This is a genomic window from Alkalicoccus urumqiensis (genome assembly GCF_002993335.1).
Classification (GTDB): Bacteria; Bacillota; Bacilli; order Bacillales; family Salisediminibacteriaceae; genus Alkalicoccus; species Alkalicoccus urumqiensis.
In genome coordinates this window covers 180,745-201,240 of the sequence record NZ_PVNS01000005.1, presented here as the reverse complement: position 1 = coordinate 201,240, position 20,496 = coordinate 180,745, and the positions used below count along the sequence as shown (strand labels likewise).

18 protein-coding genes are annotated in these 20,496 nt (G+C 55.6%); 6 read left to right on the top strand and 12 right to left on the bottom strand.

Translation table 11 applies throughout. The features are described from left to right. Positions 1 to 583: 583 nt before the first annotated feature. From C6I21_RS07125 to C6I21_RS07115, 3 genes are all read right to left on the bottom strand, one after another. Positions 584 to 1,750 carry a PstS family phosphate ABC transporter substrate-binding protein gene (locus C6I21_RS07125; RefSeq protein WP_105958753.1) on the bottom strand — a complete coding sequence of 389 codons (1,167 nt, stop codon included), beginning with the start codon at positions 1,748 to 1,750 and terminating at the stop codon, positions 584 to 586. A 6-nt stretch (positions 1,751 to 1,756) separates the two neighbouring features. Next, entirely contained in the window at positions 1,757 to 2,731 is a 975-nt protein-coding gene (locus C6I21_RS07120; RefSeq protein WP_105958752.1) for a DUF4003 family protein, read from the bottom strand. 129 nt (positions 2,732 to 2,860) lie between these two features. Then, complete coding sequence (locus tag C6I21_RS07115; RefSeq protein ID WP_105958751.1) at positions 2,861 to 3,247, bottom strand: hypothetical protein; 387 nt, start codon at positions 3,245 to 3,247, stop codon at positions 2,861 to 2,863. Positions 3,248 to 3,430: 183 nt separating this feature from the next. Between C6I21_RS07115 and C6I21_RS07110 the strand changes: the two genes are divergently transcribed. Further along, complete coding sequence (locus C6I21_RS07110) at positions 3,431 to 4,078, top strand: lytic transglycosylase domain-containing protein (protein ID WP_181186146.1); 648 nt, start codon at positions 3,431 to 3,433, stop codon at positions 4,076 to 4,078. A 2-nt stretch (positions 4,079 to 4,080) separates the two neighbouring features. Here C6I21_RS07110 and C6I21_RS07105 read toward each other — a convergent pair whose 3' ends face one another. Beyond that, the gene (locus C6I21_RS07105) at positions 4,081 to 4,734 is read right to left on the bottom strand and encodes an HAD family hydrolase (protein WP_105958750.1); all 654 of its coding nucleotides are present in this window, start codon (positions 4,732 to 4,734) and stop codon (positions 4,081 to 4,083) included. Then, positions 4,734 to 5,243: a MogA/MoaB family molybdenum cofactor biosynthesis protein gene (locus C6I21_RS07100; protein WP_105958749.1), complete on the bottom strand. Its 510-nt coding sequence runs from the start codon at positions 5,241 to 5,243 to the stop codon at positions 4,734 to 4,736. Before C6I21_RS07100 ends, C6I21_RS07105 begins: the two co-directional genes overlap by 1 nt. Before the next feature lie 97 nt (positions 5,244 to 5,340). Here C6I21_RS07100 and pepF point away from each other — a divergent pair, with 97 nt between their 5' ends. The 4 genes from pepF to C6I21_RS07075 all read left to right on the top strand — a co-directional run bounded on the left by pepF (position 5,341) and on the right by C6I21_RS07075 (position 10,564). Beyond that, the gene (gene pepF / locus C6I21_RS07095) at positions 5,341 to 7,146 is read left to right on the top strand and encodes an oligoendopeptidase F (RefSeq protein ID WP_105958748.1); all 1,806 of its coding nucleotides are present in this window, start codon (positions 5,341 to 5,343) and stop codon (positions 7,144 to 7,146) included. Beyond that, the gene (locus C6I21_RS07090; RefSeq protein WP_105958747.1) at positions 7,147 to 7,485 is read left to right on the top strand and encodes a hypothetical protein; all 339 of its coding nucleotides are present in this window, start codon (positions 7,147 to 7,149) and stop codon (positions 7,483 to 7,485) included. An 845-nt stretch (positions 7,486 to 8,330) separates the two neighbouring features. After that, positions 8,331 to 9,650, top strand: coding sequence for a TrkH family potassium uptake protein (locus C6I21_RS07080; RefSeq protein WP_105958745.1), 1,320 nt, complete (start codon positions 8,331 to 8,333; stop codon positions 9,648 to 9,650). Between the two features lie 77 nt (positions 9,651 to 9,727). Next, positions 9,728 to 10,564 (top strand): hypothetical protein, encoded by an 837-nt coding sequence (locus tag C6I21_RS07075; RefSeq protein WP_105958744.1) that lies wholly within the window; start codon positions 9,728 to 9,730, stop codon positions 10,562 to 10,564. A 135-nt stretch (positions 10,565 to 10,699) separates the two neighbouring features. Here C6I21_RS07075 and C6I21_RS07070 read toward each other — a convergent pair whose 3' ends face one another. The 4 genes from C6I21_RS07070 to C6I21_RS07055 all read right to left on the bottom strand — a co-directional run bounded on the left by C6I21_RS07070 (position 10,700) and on the right by C6I21_RS07055 (position 16,294). After that, positions 10,700 to 12,055: a sensor histidine kinase gene (locus C6I21_RS07070; RefSeq protein WP_105958743.1), complete on the bottom strand. Its 1,356-nt coding sequence runs from the start codon at positions 12,053 to 12,055 to the stop codon at positions 10,700 to 10,702. Continuing rightward, positions 12,052 to 12,729, bottom strand: a complete 678-nt coding sequence (locus tag C6I21_RS07065) for a response regulator transcription factor (RefSeq protein ID WP_105958742.1) — start codon at positions 12,727 to 12,729, stop codon at positions 12,052 to 12,054. The genes C6I21_RS07070 and C6I21_RS07065 overlap by 4 nt, the downstream gene beginning before the upstream one ends. 69 nt (positions 12,730 to 12,798) lie before the next feature. Further along, a complete protein-coding gene (locus C6I21_RS07060; protein WP_105958741.1) occupies positions 12,799 to 14,178 on the bottom strand; it encodes a cell wall-binding repeat-containing protein in 1,380 nt (459 codons plus the stop codon). 73 nt (positions 14,179 to 14,251) lie between these two features. Beyond that, positions 14,252 to 16,294 (bottom strand): heavy metal translocating P-type ATPase, encoded by a 2,043-nt coding sequence (locus tag C6I21_RS07055; RefSeq protein WP_105958740.1) that lies wholly within the window; start codon positions 16,292 to 16,294, stop codon positions 14,252 to 14,254. A 147-nt stretch (positions 16,295 to 16,441) separates the two neighbouring features. Here C6I21_RS07055 and arcA point away from each other — a divergent pair, with 147 nt between their 5' ends. Beyond that, complete coding sequence (gene arcA, locus C6I21_RS07050; protein ID WP_105958739.1) at positions 16,442 to 17,659, top strand: arginine deiminase; 1,218 nt, start codon at positions 16,442 to 16,444, stop codon at positions 17,657 to 17,659. Between the two features lie 274 nt (positions 17,660 to 17,933). Here arcA and C6I21_RS07045 read toward each other — a convergent pair whose 3' ends face one another. From C6I21_RS07045 to C6I21_RS07035, 3 genes are all read right to left on the bottom strand, one after another. Further along, positions 17,934 to 18,149 (bottom strand): hypothetical protein, encoded by a 216-nt coding sequence (locus C6I21_RS07045; RefSeq protein ID WP_105958738.1) that lies wholly within the window; start codon positions 18,147 to 18,149, stop codon positions 17,934 to 17,936. Between the two features lie 215 nt (positions 18,150 to 18,364). After that, on the bottom strand, positions 18,365 to 19,615 hold the full coding sequence (locus C6I21_RS07040) for a hemolysin family protein (protein ID WP_245411560.1): 1,251 nt from the start codon (positions 19,613 to 19,615) through the stop codon (positions 18,365 to 18,367). Between the two features lie 156 nt (positions 19,616 to 19,771). Continuing rightward, positions 19,772 to 20,494, bottom strand: a complete 723-nt coding sequence (locus tag C6I21_RS07035) for a 3-ketoacyl-ACP reductase (protein WP_105958736.1) — start codon at positions 20,492 to 20,494, stop codon at positions 19,772 to 19,774. Between the last annotated feature and the right edge of the window lie 2 nt (positions 20,495 to 20,496).

Sequence of the window (20,496 nt, the reverse complement as noted above, 5' to 3'; positions counted from 1 at the left end):
CGCGGTCCGGGGTGATTGGAACGGGGAGAGGGAAGTTTCGCTGCGGTCTCCGACGATGGTGTGGCGGTGTTCTTCCTGCACAGCGGAAATCCTGAACTACCGGCCGTCGCTAAAACCAGCGGCGGCCCATCTGCCGCAGACCGTTCTCCGCTTCGGCAGATGGCGGGCGGGTTTGGCCCGCGGTGATTAAGGTGTTGGGTTTATGGAAGAAGAAGTTTCATGTCATTCGGAAAAAGCCGGACCAAAAGCTGCCGCCCGCGGACCAGCATGGCTCACTATCGGACCACGGCAGCCCTGCCGCGGAACAGGATCAGCCTATATCGGACCAAGCACTTCGTAACGGACCACTTCCAGCCAAAATCGGACCCCCTTCCGCACCAAACCGGACCAACTTTCCAGCCCCTCGGACCACCCGTCGCCGCCAAACCCGCGGCGGCCAATCTGCTCCAACCCGTTCCCCGCTCTGACAGATGGCGGGCGCTGCCCAGCCCGCGGTTAATAGAGCTTTTTGCTGCCGTCTGCGTCTGCCGTACAATCTCCACGTAAAAAAGCCGCCGGGCTTTCACCGGCGGCGGGAGGCACTTTAAGATTGTTCGTTTATCGGGACGTATCCACTCTGTTCGACGAGGGACTGGCCTTCTTCGGAGAGAATCCAGTCGAGGAGTTCGTCGATTTCCGGAGCGTCGTTTTCCGCGAGGCGGATCGCGTAAAATTCGCTCGTAATCGGATAGGCGCCGGATCGGATCGTGTCGTGCGACGGCGGTACACCGTTTACGTGCACCGGCTTCAGCGCATGATCCTCGGTCATGGAAAGCGCAAAGTGACGGAAGGAAAAGCCGATGGCACTCCGTTCACTTCTAAGAGACGCCGTTTCTTCCAGAATGCCGCCCATGCCGGCCGGGGTCCGGTCCTGCGGCGCTTCGGCGATCGGCGTTTCTCCCATAAAAGACTGCAGCGCTGTCTGGCTGCCGCTGCCCTCGGGACGCTGGAACGCGGTAATCGCTGCAGGAAGTCCGCCGAGTTCGCTCCAGCGGGAAATCTCCCCGCTGTAGATGCTGCGGATTTCTTCCTCGGACAGAGCTGTCACCGGATTACTCTTATGCACGAGAAACACAAACGCCTCGAGGCCGATGGGTGTCCGCTCCATCGTCACACCGGCTTCTGCCGCAGCTTCTTCCTGAGCCGCGGACGGAGCGGCTGTAAAAATGATATCCGTATTCCCGGCGATGAGCCGCTCGAAGGCGTCCGGCGTCTGCGTGGAAACGACAGTGCTCCGCGCGGGACTGTAAGGCATGTAGTCCCCTTTCGGATACACGGCCTCCACAAACGCCGCATACACCGGATAAAGCGCCGTCGCACCGTCGAGAGCGGGAGCATTTTCCTCGAGCTGCAGCGACGCTTCCGTGCCGAGCTGCGCCGGACGCCCTGTCTCAGAAAACGGCTCGTATTCGGTCAGTTCCACGCCGCGGGATTCGGCATCCACGTCCAAAGACACATCCAGAAGCGAAACCGACGCTGCATACAGAAACACAGCCGCGGAAGCACTGATCCAGACGACTGCAAGCTGCCGGCCGGATTCTGCCGTGAAAATAGAGAAAGCTGCTGCTGCCGTCACCGCGAATACCGCAAACAACACGGTGCCGCTCTCTGCGGTCTGTGGAAACAAAAGCATGGAGAACGGTATGATGAAATAGGAAAAGAACAAAATAACGAACAGGACACCTGTAAAAAGAAGCAGCTGGTTTCTCATCGCTGCCTAGCTGTTCGACGAGGCTGCTGCGGAGGCGGCGGCCATCGAAGAGATCATTGCAGCGTTCTGCGCCTGAATGACCGTATCCATCGCAGCATAAAGTCCGGCGTGAAGCGTCGAATCATCTTCAAGCATCCGGGATGTGACAAATGCGGCGGCTGTCCGTTCGTTCCAGTCACGATGCCAGCGGAAGCCCTGCAGTTTCTGGATGGCTTTCGCTGTATCATGAACTTCCTGGAAGGTGCCTTCCTCCATCGACGTAAGCGCCAGCATACCGGCTGCCGGATAGTGCAGGCGGCGGAACTTCAGACCGGTGTTTTTCCAGCGCTCCCGCGCGTCCACTGTCCGGCGGATGAGCTCCTCTGCTTCATGATCCGTGTCGAGAGAGAGAATATGACTCAAAAACTGAAGATCGTTGCCTTTCATAAACGATTCTTCTGCAAGGCGGGTGTAAAAATGTTCGACGCGTTTCATGATTTCCTCCGTCGATTCCGACCGGTGGGATAACAGCGTCGCAAGCGGGTAGTCCTGCTCGGACGTAATAAACGGATGTTCACTCTGCATCGCTTTGTACGTTTCCCGTACGGCTTCCGCCTGTTCGGAGAACGGCATTTTCCGGTCCGCCGTGGAAAGAAGCGTAAGGGCCGTGACATAGGTCATCTCGCCGCGCTTCAGCTTGTGCTCCACGAGCGCATCGTATACCTGCTTCATATGCTCTGCAGATTCCTTCGGTTCGTCAAACGTCGTATTCAGCACAGCAGCAAGCGTAAAGCGGCTGTTGGACCGCAGCGTGGAGAACATTCCTTTCCCCTCTTTCAGCTGCTCCGCCGTTTCGTTCAGTTCCTCATAGGAAAATGGCTTCTGTTTCATGACATACGTGCCGGCAATGTACATCAGCTGGGTGTCGCCGGCGACTTTCCAGCGCAGTTCTTTTTTCAATTCCTGAAAAATGGTTTCGTATTGTTCCAGCCAATCATTCATTCAGATCACGCTCCTGTACAAAGGTGGTGGTTATTTCTACGAAGCTTTCTTAAAAATGTTTCAGAAAAAGGAAATGCGGAACCAGTATAACATAAAAAAACCGCACCGCCGGGGGAGGGGCGGTACGGATTAAAACGATTCCGATGTCATTTCAGTTAAGCGGGTCATTTCCGTTTCCAGTTCGTAGAGAATGTTTTCCGGCTGTTCATCCGAATCCAGGTGGAGTCGGATTTCACCCTCCTGGTAAACGATCAGACATGGAAAGCTTTCAGCACCGAAGTGCTTCACGGATGCGGGTGCGTCGGATGCTTCGACGATGTGCGTCTGCATATCGCTCCGCTTTACGTCGAGAAGCGCATCATAGTATGGACGGTTCGTTTCATCGTGCTGATCTTCCACAACAACGATCGCATGAAGCTCACTCGACTCCTCGAGTTCGGGGATCTCATCATAGACAGTTTCATTTCCACAAGCAGCAAGCAGCAGTATCAGTAGTCCCGGGAGCCATTGCTTCATGTTGTTCACCTCGCCTCGTATTCCTTACTCTCTATCCTACTCCCTTTGAAAGGAATTTAAAGGGATGTTATCGATTTATCATCAAGATGTCATCGTATTGATATAATTCGGGACCAAATACGATGGGGGACCGGGACAAAATCTGCTATGCTTGAGAGTAGAAACATACGAAGGAGCCAACCAATGAATAAACGACGATCATTTACAGGAACCATTCTGATGGCAGCAGCTGTGATTCTACTTCTTGCCGGCATCGCCGCTGCGGCCGGTCTTTTCGATCAGGAAGAGGAACTCCGCCCGCTCGGACTGGAAGATGTACCGGAAGAATTCATTCCGGTTTATGAAGAGGCAGCGGAGGCGTACGATATTCCGTGGGAACTTCTCGCAGCAGTCCACCGCGTGGAAACGATCTTTTCTACGATGGACCCGCTGGAAAGCCCGGTCGGCGCCGAAGGTCACCTGCAGTTTATGCCGTGTACGTGGACCGGCTGGGGGCATCCGACGTGCGAAGATGAACTTGGGGAAGGAAACATCCCCGAACAAGAGAAGATGGACCCCGACGTCATTGCCCAGTACGGCGGCTACGGCGTCGATGCCTCCGGAAACGGCACGGCGGATCCTTACAATTTAGAAGATGCCGTCCACAGCGCGGCGAATTATCTGGCCGGCTCAGGTGCCGCCGAAGGCCGCTATGAAGATGCGATTTATGATTATAACCGCGCCTCCTGGTACGTCGAGGATGTCATGCACTACTTCCGGACGTTTGAAGCCGGCTACACCGCTGTTGAATTTGACGAGGTGGCGGTCGAACCGGTGGATATCGACAGCTGATTCTAGCCGTCGAGCGGATTCTCCTGACGGTAGAGCCAGAAGCGCAGCTCCTCCGGCGAGCGGAACACCGCGTCCGGCGTCAGGGTGAGCGGCTTCGGCGTAAAGCCGGGAAGCCAGTTGACCGCGCACGCCGTTATGCCGGCATTCTGACCGGCACCGATGTCCGCGTCGGTATCTCCGAGAATCATCGTCTCTTCTTTGGACGTCCGGAACTGCTGAAGCGCCCGGTCCACACATTCCGGGTCCGGCTTGGCACGCTCTGTTTCATCTCCGGCAATCGTCCAGTCGACGACGCCTTCCATATTCAGCTGCCGCAGCGAATAATCGAGGCCGCGGCGCGCCTTCCCGGTAATGATGCCGAGGAAAAAGCCAGCTTCCCGCAGCGCCGAGAGCATCTCTAGAATCGCCGGATCTGCCGTCACTTTCGGGTGAAGCGATGCGTACGTCTCATAAAAGCACTCCACGGCTTCTTCCGGATCCCCGTGCTTCGTATACGTCCGCAGAATCTCCGTCTCCGGCGGTCCGAGAATGTCCTCAATCTCCTCCTCCGACCACTCCACACCGTCCACCTGCAGAAACGCCTCCTGAAACGACGCAATACAGATCGGCAGCGTGTCGGCAAGCGTCCCGTCAAAATCAAACAGAAGCAGCTTCATCAGGAACGATCCTTTCTTACTTCACGAACCATGTGCGCCGCTTCCGGCAGAATCAATTTCGTCATGCCGAGGCGCACCGCCCCCCTCGAACCTGGAAGCGAAAACACGACCGTGCCGTTTACGACTCCGGCAGCCGCCCGGCTCAGTACGGCCGCAGATCCAATATCCTCCGTGTAGCTGAGCATCCGGAAAATTTCCCCGAATCCGGGAATTTCCTTCGTAAACAGCGGAACGACCGTTTCAATCGTCACATCCCGCGCCGCGATGCCCGTCCCCCCGTTTAAAATCACGACATCCTGCGTCCCGCACGTGGATAAAACGGCGTTCTCAATCGACGCTTTCTCATCGGTGACAACGGTCCGTGATTCCACCTGGTGTCCGTTCTCTTCGAGCAGTGTTTCGATCAGCTGTCCGCTCTTGTCCGTCTCCTTTGTACGCGTATCACTGACGGTGATCACCGCCGCCGTGACCTGGGACGGGGCTTCCTGTTTATGGGCTTCCACACTCATGAAAAATCCTCCTTTGATGATTGCGTATGTATAGAATAGGGTATTATCTTATAATAACCATTTTTACACAAAAGGGACAGAGAAAGGAAGGGTACATATGACAGTCAGACAGCGGCACGAGGTGGCAGAAGCGGAAACGTGGGACCTGCGGGATCTGTTCCGGACGCCTTCGAACTGGGAGGCGGCAGTGGAAGAGATTCCGGAGATTCTCCCGGAAGTGACGAAGTGGAAAGGATTCGTGACTGAAAGCGGCCAGAGCCTGCGGGCCGCGCTTACGGCGAGAGAGGCAGTGATGGTCCGCCTGCAGCGGATCACGCACTATGCGATGCTCGGGGAAGCAGGAGATGCGGCGGATCCCGAAAACCAGGAGCGCGCCGCACGGGCGTCATCGCTTGCTGCGTCGGTGCATGCCGAACTGCAGTTTATCGATAATGAGATCATGACGCTCGATGAAGATACGCTTGATGAATTCCTCCTGGAAGACAGGCAGCTGAGAACATTTGAACGGTATCTCCGGCACCAGATGCAGAAAAGAGCCTATCAGTTACCGGACGCGGCGGAAGCCGTTTTCGCAGGGATGGGGGAAGTGCTGGATGCGCCGTACGGCATTTACGAACGGAGCCGGACGTCGGACCTTGTGTTTCCGGATATTCCGCTGGAAACGGGCGGAACGCACCCGCTGACGTACAATTCGTTCCCGGAGGTGGAAGCGTCGCAGGATACGGCGTTCCGGCGCACAGGAACCGATGTGTTTTACGGGGCGCTCGGCGGATACGAGTCCACGTATGCGGCGGTGTATCAGACGGAGGTGCGCAGGCAGGTGCTGGAGGCGCGCATGAGAGGATATGATTCGGTGACGGAGATGCTTCTCATGCCGCAGCAGGTGACGCCGGAGCTGTATCACCGCCAGCTGGATACGATTTTTACGGAGCTTGCGCCACATATGCGCCGGTTTGCGCGTTTGAAAAAAGAGGTGCTCGGGCTGGAGGCGATGACGTTTGCGGACTTAAAGGCGCCGCTTGATCCGGATTATGCGCCGAAGATGTCGTTTGAGGAGGCATCGCGGACAATCGTGGAAGCGCTCCGTCCGCTCGGTCCGGACTACGGGGCGTTGATGGAGCGCGCGGTGTCGGAGCGCTGGGTGGATTATGCGGATAATGCAGGCAAGCGTTCCGGGGCGTTCTGTGCGAATCCGTACGGCGTGCATCCATATCTGCTGCTGACGTGGCACCAGTCGATGCAGGATGCGTTTACGCTTGCGCATGAGCTCGGCCACGCAGGGCATTTTGCGCTTGCATCCGAGCATCAGCGGGCGGCGAACGTGCAGTCTTCGCTGTATTTCATCGAGGCGCCGTCGACGCTGAATGAGCTTCTTTTGAGCCGGTATCTGCTGGATCACGCCGAAGATGAGCGGATGAAGCGCTGGGTGCTGCTTCAGTCGCTCGGCACGTATTACCACAATTTCGTGACACACTTATTGGAAGGCGAATTTCAGCGCCGCGTGTATGCGCTGGCGGAGAAGGATACGCCGCTTACAGCCGTCCGTTTAAATGAGGTGAAGCTCACTGTGCTCCGCGAATTCTGGGGGGACGAGGTGGAGATCCCCGACTATGCCGGCCGGACGTGGATGCGGCAGCCGCACTACTACATGGGGCTGTATCCGTACACGTATTCTGCAGGCCTCAGCATTTCCACGGCAGTGATGAAGCGGATGCAGGAGGATCCGGATACCGCAGAACAATGGCTGGAAGTATTGAAAACCGGAGGGTCGAAAACGCCGCTCGAGCTCGTGGAAGACGCCGGTCTCGATATGGCGGCAGGCACTCCGATTCAGGAGGCGGTCGACTATGTCGGCTCCGTCATTGAACAGCTGGAACATGCGTTTACAGGAAAGGATGAGTAGATGAAGCAACTAGGAAAAGCAGCACTTATCGGCGCGGGAATCGCCGCGGTACTTCTTACCGCCGGCGCAGCAGCAGGTATCATTAATGTCGTGCTCATCGTTCTCGCTGTCGCAGCAGTGGCTGCGTTCATACCATTGATCGTGCTTGCCTTTACGTCCAAGTCGATGCCGAAACCGACAGTGTACGGAACAGGGAAGCCGAACAGCATGACGACGGTCAGCCGGGCCGAGGCGTCCGGGGAGGACCCGAAAAAGCTGGAGCGTGCCGGCTTCTGGGCCGTCATCGGCGGCGCCCTGCTTCTCGGTATGTTTGCCGGCATGATTATGATCTTAGCGTAAGAACGGACCGCCTTCGAACGAGGAGGCGGTTTTTTCAGAGTACAAGAAAGTATAAAATTCGAAGCCTCTTCCGAGCTGGGACGCCAAGGGTTATAGTATTTCAACGTTCTGTTCTATGTGCCGTTTGTTTTTGTTAATGGAGCTTCTCCGCTTTTCGGCAGAAGCTTGCCGTGGGCTTGTCTTCAGCTATTTCTCATGGCCTGCGCCCTGAGAAAGGATCTTCAGACTGCGCTTGATCCCACCGGCGTCTCTGCCGAACGCTTCGAAGCGTAGTAAAATAAAGGTGAAATACAAATGATCCGCAGCGGGATCGATGTCTATAAGGCCAGGATGACCTCGTACAATTCGATTGAATGACAGTATTCGCTGTGCAAAAGGGATCGCTTCTAGCAAGTGTTTTTTTCTACCTGCCGAAACCGGAGGCCGTCGACTCCGGGAGGATCCGAACGAGGCGAAAATCCATGCCGCGTCAAGCGGCTGAAAGCGCGAGCGGAGCCGGCCTATGGTTTAAGGCGCAGGGCAGCGAACTTCTGCCATGCGGCGCGGACGCGCGGAGCCGTGCTGCTTGTAATAAAAGCGTTGTACGGCTGCAGGTGCACACAGGAAGCGGGAACCTATTCAACAAATCTCTCTTTTCTTTTAAGACCAGGCGGTTTCTGCCTGATTTATTTAAGTTTCTGCAGCAGCGTTCGTTTCGGCCTCCGGAAGAGCACGTTCTCGGAACGTCCGCTGCAGCCATCTTCCTGCAAAAAGTAAGGAAAGCAGACAATTTCCGCAGAAAAAAGATAGACAGCTGGAAGAAACAGGAGTACATTGAGTAAAACATAGAGAAAGAAGGCGTCGTCATGCTGAAAAAGCGCCGTCCCATAAATCCGCCGCAGGTATTGGCTGCAGGGTTTATTCTAAGTCTTTTCGCCGGCTCTCTGCTATTGTGGCTTCCTGTTTCGGTCACCGGATCCATTGCTTACATCGACGCCTTGTTTATGGCTGCCTCCGCCGTTACTGTAACAGGGCTCGGCGTGGTGGATCCGGGGACGACGTTTACACGGTTTGGACAGATTGTGCTGATGGTGCTCATTCAGCTTGGAGGACTTGGATTCATGTCTTTTGCGGTCCTTCTCGTGCTGGCTCTCGGCAAAAAGCTCGGTTTACGGGAGCGGATGCTGGTGAAGGAATCGTTCAATCAGCCGACGATCGGGGGCATGGTCCGCCTGGCGAAAATGCTTCTTCTGTTTACAGCCGTGCTGGAAGGGGCAGGAACGGTCCTTCTGGCCATCCGCTGGGTACCGGAGTATGGCCTTGCAGACGGCTTGTTTTTCAGCATGTTTCACGCAGTCTCTGCATTTAATAACGCCGGGTTTTCGTTGTGGGTGGAAAATTTAACCGGTTATCCGGCAGACCCTTTGATTAACAGTGTGATTTCCATTCTTTTTATATCCGGTGGAATCGGATTTACTGTTGTTTATGACCTGCTTCATACGAAAAAATTCCGGTTTCTTTCCCTGCATACGAAATTAATGCTGTCCGGGACGCTCGTTCTGAATGCCGGAGCGGCTCTGCTCTTTTTTGCGCTGGAATACAGCAATCCGGAAACGATCGGAAACCTGTCGGCATCAGGGAAAATGTGGGCATCGTATTTTCAGGCCGTCACACCACGGACCGCGGGCTTTAATACGATTGATATATCAGGACTCGGGATGCCCGCCATGACGATGATGCTGGTGTTGATGTTTATTGGCGCCGGCAGTGCCTCCACCGGGAGCGGGATCAAACTCACGACATTTCTTGTGATTATTCTGGCTGTACAGGCATATCTCCGCGGGAAAAAGGAAGCCGTGGCGTTTGAACGGCGGATAAGTGAAGCAGCCGTGACACGGGCGCTCGCGGTGGCTGTTACGAGCCTCCTCATTGTCATCGCCGGCGTCTTTCTGCTGTCAGTCACGGAACAGGCGCCGTATCATGTCCTTGTGTTTGAAGTATTTTCTGCTTTTGGAACGGTCGGCTTATCCATGGGACTGACGCCGGAGCTCAGTTCTTTCGGAAAAGCAGTGGTGATGCTTCTCATGTTTATCGGCAGACTCGGTCCGCTGACGCTCGCGTTTGCGCTCGCCCGGACAGAAGTGGATGTCGTCCGGTATCCAAAGGGAGAGGTGTTTACCGGCTGAGTGGAGCAGGAGCCGTTTCTGCTCCGGTGAAACTTTTCAGCGCAGCTTTCGTACGGAAAAAGGAAGGAGGTTTTTGGATGAAGGAAGAAGAAACAAAGCGGACGCTTTCGGATTTAATCCAGGAGGCGGTCGTTTTATTAAAATCACGCTACATACCGCTTTTAAAGCTGGGCTTTTTGATTGCCGGGCCGATTTTCGTCCTGCAGCTGTTGTTCGGTCTCGTGCTTGATACGCCGTTTTTGTTCGGGGAGGAATCGGGGAGAACGTGGATCGAAGTCTTTTTGTCCCAGCAGGAGGAAGAGGCTGCGTTTCTCGCATCGGTTCCGCTTCTGCTGCTGGATCTGCTTCTGATTGTCACGTACCCGCTTATTTTCGGTGCGGGCCTGTATTTCCTCGTATGGGAATCGGATGCGAAGGAGGCATTCCGCGCGGCAGGAAAACGGTATTTTGCATTGATCGGAGCGTGGATCGGATTTAGTCTCGTTATGATCGGTATCTCCATCGGCGGCGTGCTTATGGTTGTGGTGACAGCTTTTACAAACGTCCTGATCCTGTCGTTTATCGGGCTGATTATTATGGCCGGTCTGCTCATTTATATGACGGCACGGCTGTCGCTGTTCCTCGGCTTTTCTATGATTGATAAAAAAGCACCCGGCATCTCGCGGAGCTGGGAATACACGAAGGGGCGGGGCTGGTGGATGGCTGCCTACTTAGCGGTGTTTATTATTTCGACGTCGCTCATCGATCAGGCCGTCGGCGCAACGCTCGAAGTGACGATCGGCGTCAGTATCACGGCGCTCGTGATCCAGAGTATCGTCTATGTCGCCACGTCGCTCATCGTCCTCACCGCCTATGTCCCGCTCTTCAAGGAAATGAAGCGCCGGAACTACTCCCGTCTCGGGGTGGATGCATAAACAGACCGAAAAGCACCTTTTTCCCCTGTGGAAAGAAGGTGCTTTTTGTGGAGAAAGGCAGCTTTTGTATCCTGCCGGAGCGCTCCCCGTCCCGGCAGATGGCGGGCGGGTCCGGCCCGCGGTTCTTTCTGGTTTTCACTGCTTCTTTCCCGGGCGGAACACAGGGAAGCACAGCAGAAACCGTGCGCCGCCGGAGGCCTGATTTTCTGCGTGCACCGTGCCGCGCTGGGATTCGGTCAGCTGTTTGACAATCGCAAGACCGAGCCCCGAGCCGGACGTTCTGCTTTCCCCGCGGTAGAAACGGTCCCATACATGAAGCATGTCCTCCTCCGAAAGGCCGGGGCCGTCGTCTTCCACAACCAGGCACAGCCGCTCCTTCCGATGGCGGACACCGAGTGTAATTTCTGAGCCTTCCGGCGTGTACAGAACAGCGTTTCGAAGCAGGTTGTACACCGCCTGCTCCAGCCGCTCCCGATCCACGAGCAGCATATCATCCACGTCCGGCACCACGACGTGCAGCCGGTGCCCCGACGCCTGCACGAACGGCAAATACTGCTCCTCCATCATTCCGAGAAAATCGACGATGGATTCCGGTGTCAGGTGAAACGTCCGCAGTCCTTCATCCATATGATTTAATTCGAATAAATCCTGCACGAGCCGCTCCATCCGGACCGCTTCCTGATGAATGACAGACGTCTGCTCCAGCACATCGGGATCGCCTGAGAACCGGTCTTTCAGCAGCGCAGCGTATCCTTTTACGTACGTAAGCGGCGTGCGGAGATCATGGGAAATGCTTGCTAACAGCTGTTTCCGCGACTGCCTGTAATGGTCCAGCTGTGCTGCCATGGAATCAATCCGCCGGCTCAGTTCACCGAGTTCATCGCGGCGCTTCCAGTTCATCCTTGCTTGAAAATCCCCCCGTGCGATCCCGGCTGCGGCTTCTGAGAGGCGGGTGATCGGTCGGGTGAGCGTCCGGATGAGGAGAATAATTAAAAAGAAAGCGAGCGGCAGGCTCGCCGCAGCTGTAACGAGAGTCCAGCGGAGCAGGCTCCCGGCTGCTTCGTCAAACCGTTCCGGAGACTGATCGATAAACAAATACCCATCTCCACCGCCGTACGGATGGGCCGCGTAGGCTCTGCCGTCAACAAATGACGCGCGGGGGAGGGGGTTCCGATCGATCCACGCGGCATATTCCGCCCGCAGCGATTCATTGAACGTGCCGGAGCTCCGAAGCACGCTGCCATCTGCAGCAAACTGCACGTAGACCGTTCCCGGCTCCCGCTCCTCCATCGTGACGATATGGTCAAATGTCCCTTCATGATAATTCTGCTCAATGACATCGGCATGGGCAGCAAGCCGCTGGGAGGCGTCGCGGAGCAGTTCTTCATCAAAGAATGATTTCGAGCTGACATAAAAGCTGATGCTGAGAAGGGAGACGAGCGTCAGTGCCATGAGGAAACTGAACAGTGCGATGAGAGAAGGCAGCTTCATCGCTCTTCCTTCCAGCGGTAGCCGATGCCCCACACTGTTTCAATCCATGCCGTGTCCGGGTCCGCCGTTTTCAGCTTTTCCCGCAGGTTTTTAATATGGGTATCGATCGTCCGGTCATAGCGCTCGTGCCCGGGCACATCAATATGATCGAGCATCTGGCTTCGTGTAAATACCTGGCCGGGCCGTCCGGAAAGCAGGCGGAGCAGCTCAAACTCTGTCTGCGTGAGCAGCAGGTCGTTTCCGTGAAGCGAGGCGGTGTGGCGCTTTGTACTTAAGGAGAGGCCTTCCGGACGCGCGCGCTGCGACGTACGCCGGAGAACTGCATCCACCCGAGCGGTCAGTTCCGACGGTTCAAATGGTTTGATGATATAGTCATCTGCGCCGGAATGAAGGCCGCGGACGACATCTTCTTTGTCCCCGAGAGCGGTAAGCATAATGACGGCAGGTGGTTCTTCAAGTGTCTTAAGCCGTTCCAGAAACGTCCATCCATCCTCTCCGGGCATCATGATATCCAGAAGAATTAAATCACACGGTTTTCCTTCCAGCAGCGCGTCCCAGGCGCGTGCCGGCATGTCGAATTCGGTAATATGTAACGGGCTGTGTTTGAGACACTGTTTCAGCAGGGCAAGCATCTGCTCTTCATCATCAATGAGCCAGACCTCTGCTTCCGGCATATGCAGCACCTTCTTTCGTAAAAAGATCCCGCCTGCGGCAGTGCAGGCGGGGGCGGGGTATCCGGCGGATCAGTGCCCGCCGTGGCCGCCGCCGTCAACGGCTTCTATTTCCATCATAGCATCAATGACGCCCTGCGTGGAGAAGGAAATGTCCGATTCACCACCGAGCATGTAGCTGTGATTGTAAGGACCTTCCATCGGACTTTCCATGTATCCCGGTTTGACAGTGGCAAGGTAGTCGGCATGTTCCTGCGTAAGCTCTCCACCTTCGAGCCAGAGAAGCGGAGCGTGTTTGCCGAGGTGCGCAAACGGTGCGCCGGCAAGCGCAAGGTCTGGTGTGTCCGAAGAGGTGAAGACGAAGCCATGACCCGGCGAGTTGATATTCCAGCCGAAGCCGTCATGCTCATACTGTGCGAAGGCAATGGAAAGTTCCTGCGGCGTGCTGCCTTCAATCCGCTCCACAGTACCGTATTCAGAAAGCTCTTCCTCCACGTCGGAGGAAATGACATCCTCTCCGCCGAGAAGATACATCACGGCCTCCTCTCTTGTTTCCAGCGCGTCGATCGTTTCCTGCGGCACTTCGTCATCGACATACAGAAGCGGCTCATTCATGTGGGCAATCCAGCTTCCTGCCACCTGGGAAAACAACCGGTTCTCATCGGCGGAAGAGCCGATCAGCACTGCTTCCGGTGTTTCACCCATCGCTTCGGCAAACATCGCGTCTGCTTCCCGGGCGAAACCGGCGTCCGTTTCCGCTTCGATGGATTGAATCGAATAATCCGACAGCATCTCTTCTTCCTCGGAAGACAGCGTGCCGGCAGTGAGGATTTCGGTGCCGTCCTCCGTTCCAAGCGGATTCAGCCGCTCAATTTCCGTCAGCAGTTCTTCGGAGAGGCCATCCTCCATCAGCAGAAGCGGCCCATCATTCGGATGGTGAACGAGCGTTAAAATGCTGAGCGCTTCCTGCCATTCCTCCGGGTCGGCAAGGAGCACCGCTCCCGGCCGGTTAGCCTCGTGAGTCGCCGGCCAGATCGTCTGTGCGGCTTCGATGGAGGCGGATTCCGGGTCAGCGGATGTGAGGCGTGTGACGTTTTTCGTGTTCAGCGACATCCGGTTTTCTGACGCACCTTCCTGAAACGAATCCGGTAAAGACGCGGCTTCCTCTTCATAGTCGGCTCTTGCTTCCTCATCCATCGGCATGTCTTCATCGTCATGCATGTTATTCTCATCCATCGGCATATCTTCGTTGTCGTGCATGTTTTCTTCGTTCATCGGCATGTTCTCATTATCCTGCATGTCCTCGTCGTCCATCGGCATATCTTCCTCGTCTGCCGGCATGTTATTTTCGTCCATCATGCCATTTTCGTCATTCATCGGCATCTCGTCATTGTCCGAGCATGCTGCGAGAACGAAAACGGCCGCAAGGGATAAACCTAATGTTTTTTTCATCGATGTCAGCCTCCTTCAAATTCTTGTACTCTGCAAGCATAATCAGAAAGTGTGAAGAAACCATGAAGAGAATTTAAGCTTTTAACAGCTTGGCATTAATTGCGACGATGATTGTACTCAGACTCATGAGCACAGCGCCGACGGCAGGGCTCAGCAGGATGCCGATCGGTGCGAGAATACCTGCTGCAATCGGCAGCGCCGCCAGGTTGTAGCCGGTGGCCCACCAGAGATTCTGCACCATTTTGCGGTACGTTTTCCTGGACAGTTCGATGACAACGACAACATCTTCCGGATCGCTCCGTACAAGGACGACGTCTGCCGTTTCCATCGCCACATCGGTGCCGCTGCCGATGGCGATACCGAGATCCGCCGTGGCAAGCGCCGGCGCGTCATTGACACCATCTCCGGTCATAGCCGTCCGCTTTCCCTGGTCCTGGATTTTTTTCACTTCATCTGCTTTATGGTGTGGCAGTACTTCAGCATGCACGTTGTCTATTCCGAGCTGACGGGCGGTCCAGTCCGCGGTCCGCTGGTTGTCGCCGGTCATCATAATCGGCTCGATGCCCATTTCTTTTAAGCGGGAGACAGCGCGCGCTGCAGAGTCGCGCACCATGTCCGCGAGGGCGATCATGCCGTACAGCTCCTCATCAACAAGGATAAAAATGACCGTTTTCCCTTCGTCGGAGAGCCGGGAGAACGCTTCTTCGTCGTAGGAGTATCCATTCTCCTGCATGTAGCCGGGACTCACTGCATGAACCGTCCGTCCCTGAATCTGTGCGGTAAGCCCGCGGCCGCGGAGGTTCTCAAAGTCTTCCACGCGGTAGAGATCCAGGGACTTCTCTTCTGCTTTTTTCAGGATACCGGAAGCGAGCGGATGCTCGGAATGCTGCTCTGCGCCTGCGCCCCATAAAAGGACGTCGTTTTCTTCGTGCCCTTCTGCTGGAAGAATGTCGGTGACGCCGAATTCGCCTTTGGTCAACGTTCCGGTTTTATCAAACACGACGGCGTCGAGATGTCTGGCCTGCTCGAACTGCGGTCTGTTTTTAATCAACAGTCCTTTTTTGGCGGAAATGGACGTGGAGACCGCGGTGACAAGCGGCGCGGCAAGGCCTAGTGCGTGCGGGCAGGCAATGACCATGACGGTGACCATCCGTTCGACGGCCATGTCAAAGGACGGCCCCACGACGAGCCAGATGATAAACGTCGTGATTCCGGCGGAGAGGGCCAGGTAGAACAGCCAGCCGGCGGCACGGTTAGCCAAATCCTGCGTTTTGGAGCGGGAGGACTGGGCATCCTGGACGAGCGTGATGACCTGGGATAAGTAAGTGTCCTCCCCGGTTTTTTTCACTTCGATGGTAAGCGATCCGTCCTGATTGACCGCCCCGCCGATGACGTCGTCGCCTTTTTCCCTGGTGACCGGCACGGATTCACCCGTCAGCATGGATTCATCCACCGCGGAACGGCCTTCAGTAATTGTTCCGTCGACCGGCAGCTTTTCGCCCGGTTTCACGAGGACGAGGTCTCCCGTCTGAAGCGTGGAAATTGACACTTCTTCGGTGGAGCCATCCTCCATCATGCGGTGGGCGGTGTCCGGCATAAGGCGGACGAGTTCCTCGAGCGCGCTGGAGGCACCGGCGATGGAGCGCATTTCCACCCAGTGGCCGAGGAGCATGATCACGATGAGCGTCGCAAGCTCCCAGAACAGATTGCTGCCTTCCCAGCCGAAAACGACGATCATGCTGTAGCCATAGGCGACGACAATGGCGAGCGCAATCAGCGTCATCATGGCAGGTGTTTTCTCCTTCAGTTCGGAGACTGCCCCGGTTAAAAACGGCCAGCCGCCGTAGAAAAAGACGACCGAGGATAAGCCGGCAAGAATGGCCATGCTTCCCGGAAAGCTCCAGTCCACTCCGAGAAAGGACTGAATCATTGGGGAGAGGAGAAGGATCGGCACCGTTAAGATGAGAGATACGAAAAAGCGGCGTTTGAAATCGGCAATCATGCTGCCGTGATCGTGTCCGCCGTGTCCGTGACTGTGGCCGGACGAGGCATTTTCGTGATGATCGTGCTCCTGATGTTCATGGTTGTGATGATGGTCGTGGTTATTGTGAGCCATAGGGCTCCCTCCTTTCGCTGCAGGACGTGTACCCATCCTTTGCTTCAGTCAATCAAATGAGTGTGAAGAAAGTATGAAGCAGTTCGACGTGTCGTTTTCAGAGGAAGAGGGAATAGAACGTCATTCACAAAAAAAGGGGAGAGTGCCGTGTATCCATTACATATTCAATCAGAGATCGGGCAGCTGACGTCGGTGCTCGTCCACCGGCCGGGAAGAGAGATCGAGCGGGTCACGCCGGAGGCAATGAAACAGCTTTTGTTCGATGACATCCCGTATCTCCCGGCTATGCAGAAAGAACACGATGCGTTTGTGCAGGTGCTCCGGAACGAAGGGGCGCACGTGTTTTACGTAGAGGATCTATTAAAAGACGTTTTCGCAGCTCCGGAAATGCGGCGTCAGTTTCTGGACGAGGTGTTAAAGGAGTCGCACCTCACCGCGGAGAGTACAGCGGATTCACTCCGGGAATACCTGCTCGCCAAATCGGCGCCGGAATTCGTGGAGAGCATGATCGCAGGAGTGCGGAAAGAAGAGCTGCCGCCGCAGAAGCGGAAGCACCTCCATGAGATGATGGAGCGGCATTACCCGTTCTACCTGGATCCGATGCCGAACGCGTATTTCACACGTGATGCCGCTGCGGTGATCGGACGCGGCCTGTCTATCAATCCGATGAGCCAGACAGCGCGTAAACGGGAGTCGATGTTTTCCGATTACGTGTTTACGTACCATCCGAAGTTTGACAGTGCGGATGTGCCGCGCTTTATGACGAGAGACTACACGTTCCCGATCGAAGGCGGTGACCAGCTCGTGCTGAGTGATACGGTGCTTGCGGTCGGTGTGAGCGAACGCACGTCGGCGCATGCAGTGGAGGAGCTTGCCCGCAGAATGTTTGCGGAAGGGGAGACAATTGAGAAAATCATCGCCGTCGAAATCCCGAAAAAACGCTCTTCAATGCATCTGGACACCGTATTCACGATGGTGTCGCACGACCAGTTTACAACACATGCCGAAGTCGTCGATAAAGACGGCACGATGCCGATCTTCCTGCTCGAACGGGGCGATCCGATCCGTATCCAGCGCCGCGACAGCCTGCGTACCGCGCTTATGGAGACGCTCAATCTGCCGGAAGTGCAGCTCATTCCGTGCGGCGGGGAGGACCGCATCGCCTCCGCGCGCGAGCAGTGGAACGACGGCTCCAATACGCTCGCAACGGCGCCCGGGCGCGTTATTACGTATGAGCGGAATTACGTTTCCAATGAGCTGCTCCGGGAGAACGGCATCACCGTACTCGAAGTACCGAGCTCCGAACTCGTCCGCGGCCGCGGCGGCCCGCGCTGCATGAGCATGCCGCTGTCGAGGGAGACCTGATACAAACATAAAAAAGGCTGCAGCGGCAGATAATGTACCGGCCGCAGCCTTTTCGGTTTGTCTGGATGAGCAGGCATATGCTTCTGTAAGCGGAATTCGTTTGATTCATAAAAAGGCGGACCAGCATCGGCTGCCCGCGGACCAGAATGAAGGCTGGGCGGAACACGATGGCCGCGTATCGAAACAGAAATTGCTTTTTCCGGACCATCTGCGTTCTGCCGGACCATATCCGGCCGAAATCGGACCACGTTCCGCACCGTAACGAACCAACTTTTCAGCCGGTCGGACCACCTGCCGCCGACGCCCCGCGGCGGCCCCTCTGCTTCCGGGCTGTATGCCGCTCCGGCAGATGGCGGGCCGGGCGGTTCGGCCCGCGGTAGTTGAAGGGTTTCGTGGCGGTCTCTGTGCTTCGTATGGCGGAGTTTCCGTTTCCCGTTGCGATGTTCGCTTCTGGTGTGGCGATGTTCAGCACCGGCGTTGCGATCTGCAACCCGCGTGGCGGTGTCCTCTGCCCGCATGGCGGTCTTTTCCGCCGGCGTTGCGATCCTGGCGGCCACTGTGGCGATCTCCTTCGTACACAGCGGAAATCCTGAGCTGCCGGCCGCCAGCGCCGCAGCCTTCTTCCGTCATTGGTTCCTCTTTCAAGAACAGCATTTCTATTCTGAAATAGACGAAAAAGCTGCCGGAAGCCCGGCAGCTTTTTCGTTATGCTTCCTGATTTTCGATTTCTTCGGGAGGGAGCGGTGTGACGAGGACGGAATGGACGCGCCGTTCGTCGGAGTGGGTGATTTCGAACTGATACTGTTCGTACGTGACGATCTCCCCGGTTTCCGGAACGCGCTCGAACTGCTCGGACAGCCAGCCGCCGAGCGACTGATGGACGGATTCCGGTTCCGTCAGCTCCAGCAGTTCCATCGTTTCATCGAGTGGAAAATCAGCGTGGATCTGATAAGATCCATCCGGTGTTTTTTTATAAAAGCGGATCGCTTCATCGTGTTCGTCGTAAATTTCTCCGACGAGCTCTTCAATAATATCTTCCAGCGTCACGATGGCAGACGTATCCCCGTACTCATCAATGACGACAGCCATATGTGTTTTTTCCCGCTGCAGTTTCGGCATGAGCCGGGAAATTTTCATCGTTTCGACGACGAACACCGGCGGACGCATAAGCTCTGTTATATCAGTCTGCCCCTGCAGGTAGGCACGGTAGAAGTCCCGTTCATGAAGTACACCGACGATATGGTCAATCGACTCCCGGTACACCGGGATCCGCGAGTAGCGTTCCCGCATAAAGACGTCTTTGACAAATTCCGCATCGTCCGTTTCGTTTACAGCTACGATGTTTTTACGCGGCCGTGAAATTTCCACGACCGATATGTCGTTAAAATCAAAGGAACGCTGGACGAGATCCTTTTCGTGTTCATCGATAACGCCTTCTACTTCGCTTCGGTCGACGAGCATTTTCAGCTCTTCTTCCGTCACCGACGGTTCATCATTTTTACTGCCGACAATGCGCGTTACGCCGCGGCGCAGGTAGATGAAGCCGAGGTTCGCGGGGTAGAGAATTTTCATCAAGAAAAGAATAATCCCGGAAATTCGCATGGAAAACGTTTCTGCGTACTCTTTGGCGAGGGATTTCGGCATGATCTCACCAAAAATAAGCACGAGCAGCGTCACACCGAACGTACTGACAAACACACCGATGCTGGGGCCGAAAATCTGCACGGCAAGCTGACCGGAAATGGTCGCAGCTGCGATATTGACGAGGTTGTTTCCGATCAGAATCGTCGACAGCGCCTCATCAAACGAATCGAGAATTTTCAGTGTCCGGTCTGCTTTTTTATTGCCCGCTTCACTCAGCGACTGGATCCGGATCCGGTTTGCGCTGGAGTAGGCCGTTTCACTGGACGAAAAAAACGCCGACAGTGCAAGCAGCACGAAAAAGATCACGAGCATAGATAAAGGAATTTCTTCCAACTTACAGTCACATCCTTCTTAGAAATAAGCGATTTCCTTCAGTATACCTGTTCCGGCATATATTAGCATCTATTTTCTGCGGATAAGCCAGAATGGAAGCCCGCCGAAGGCCGGCAGGCTTCCATATAAAAATTATCAACTGTCTTCAAATGGATTCGTCGCCCAGATGGCGGACGTTTTAATGAACGTTCGCTGCTCGAGTTTTAAGAGCGACGTCATATACTCGGCAAGGTCTTCCGCCTGGGTGAATTTTTCCGGATTCCGTTCACCGCCTGGGCGGGTCATTTCGGTTTCCACGAGGCTCGGTGTGAGCACCATGACGCGGATATTGTCGCGGCGTACTTCCTGCATCAGGCTCTCGCTCATACCGATAACGGCGAATTTCGAAGCGCTGTAGGCGCTCGATCCGGGTGTTCCTTTCAATCCGGACATCGAGGAAATATTAATAATATCTCCGTGCCCGCGTGCCTTCATGCCGGGAAGGACCGCCTGGGTGACGTGGACGATCCCCATCACATTCGTGTCCCACACTTTCTGCCATTCAGACGGCGGGATATCGAGAAATTCCCCTTTTGTGCCGACACCTGCATTGTTAATTAAAATATCGATCGAGCCGAATCCTTCTTCGATTTCTCTGACAGCCGCATGGGCTTCCTCTTCACTGCGGAGATCTGCGGCGTAGGGGATGACTTCGACGCCATCCGCGCGGAGCTCTTCAGCCGCTTCATTCAGCTGCCGCTCCGACCGTGCTGTCAGACCGATGCGGCATCCTTCCTTCGCCAGTTCCCGCGCAGCAGCAAGACCGATGCCGCGGCCGCCGCCGGTAATCAGTACGTTTTTTCCCTGTAAAGACTGCATGG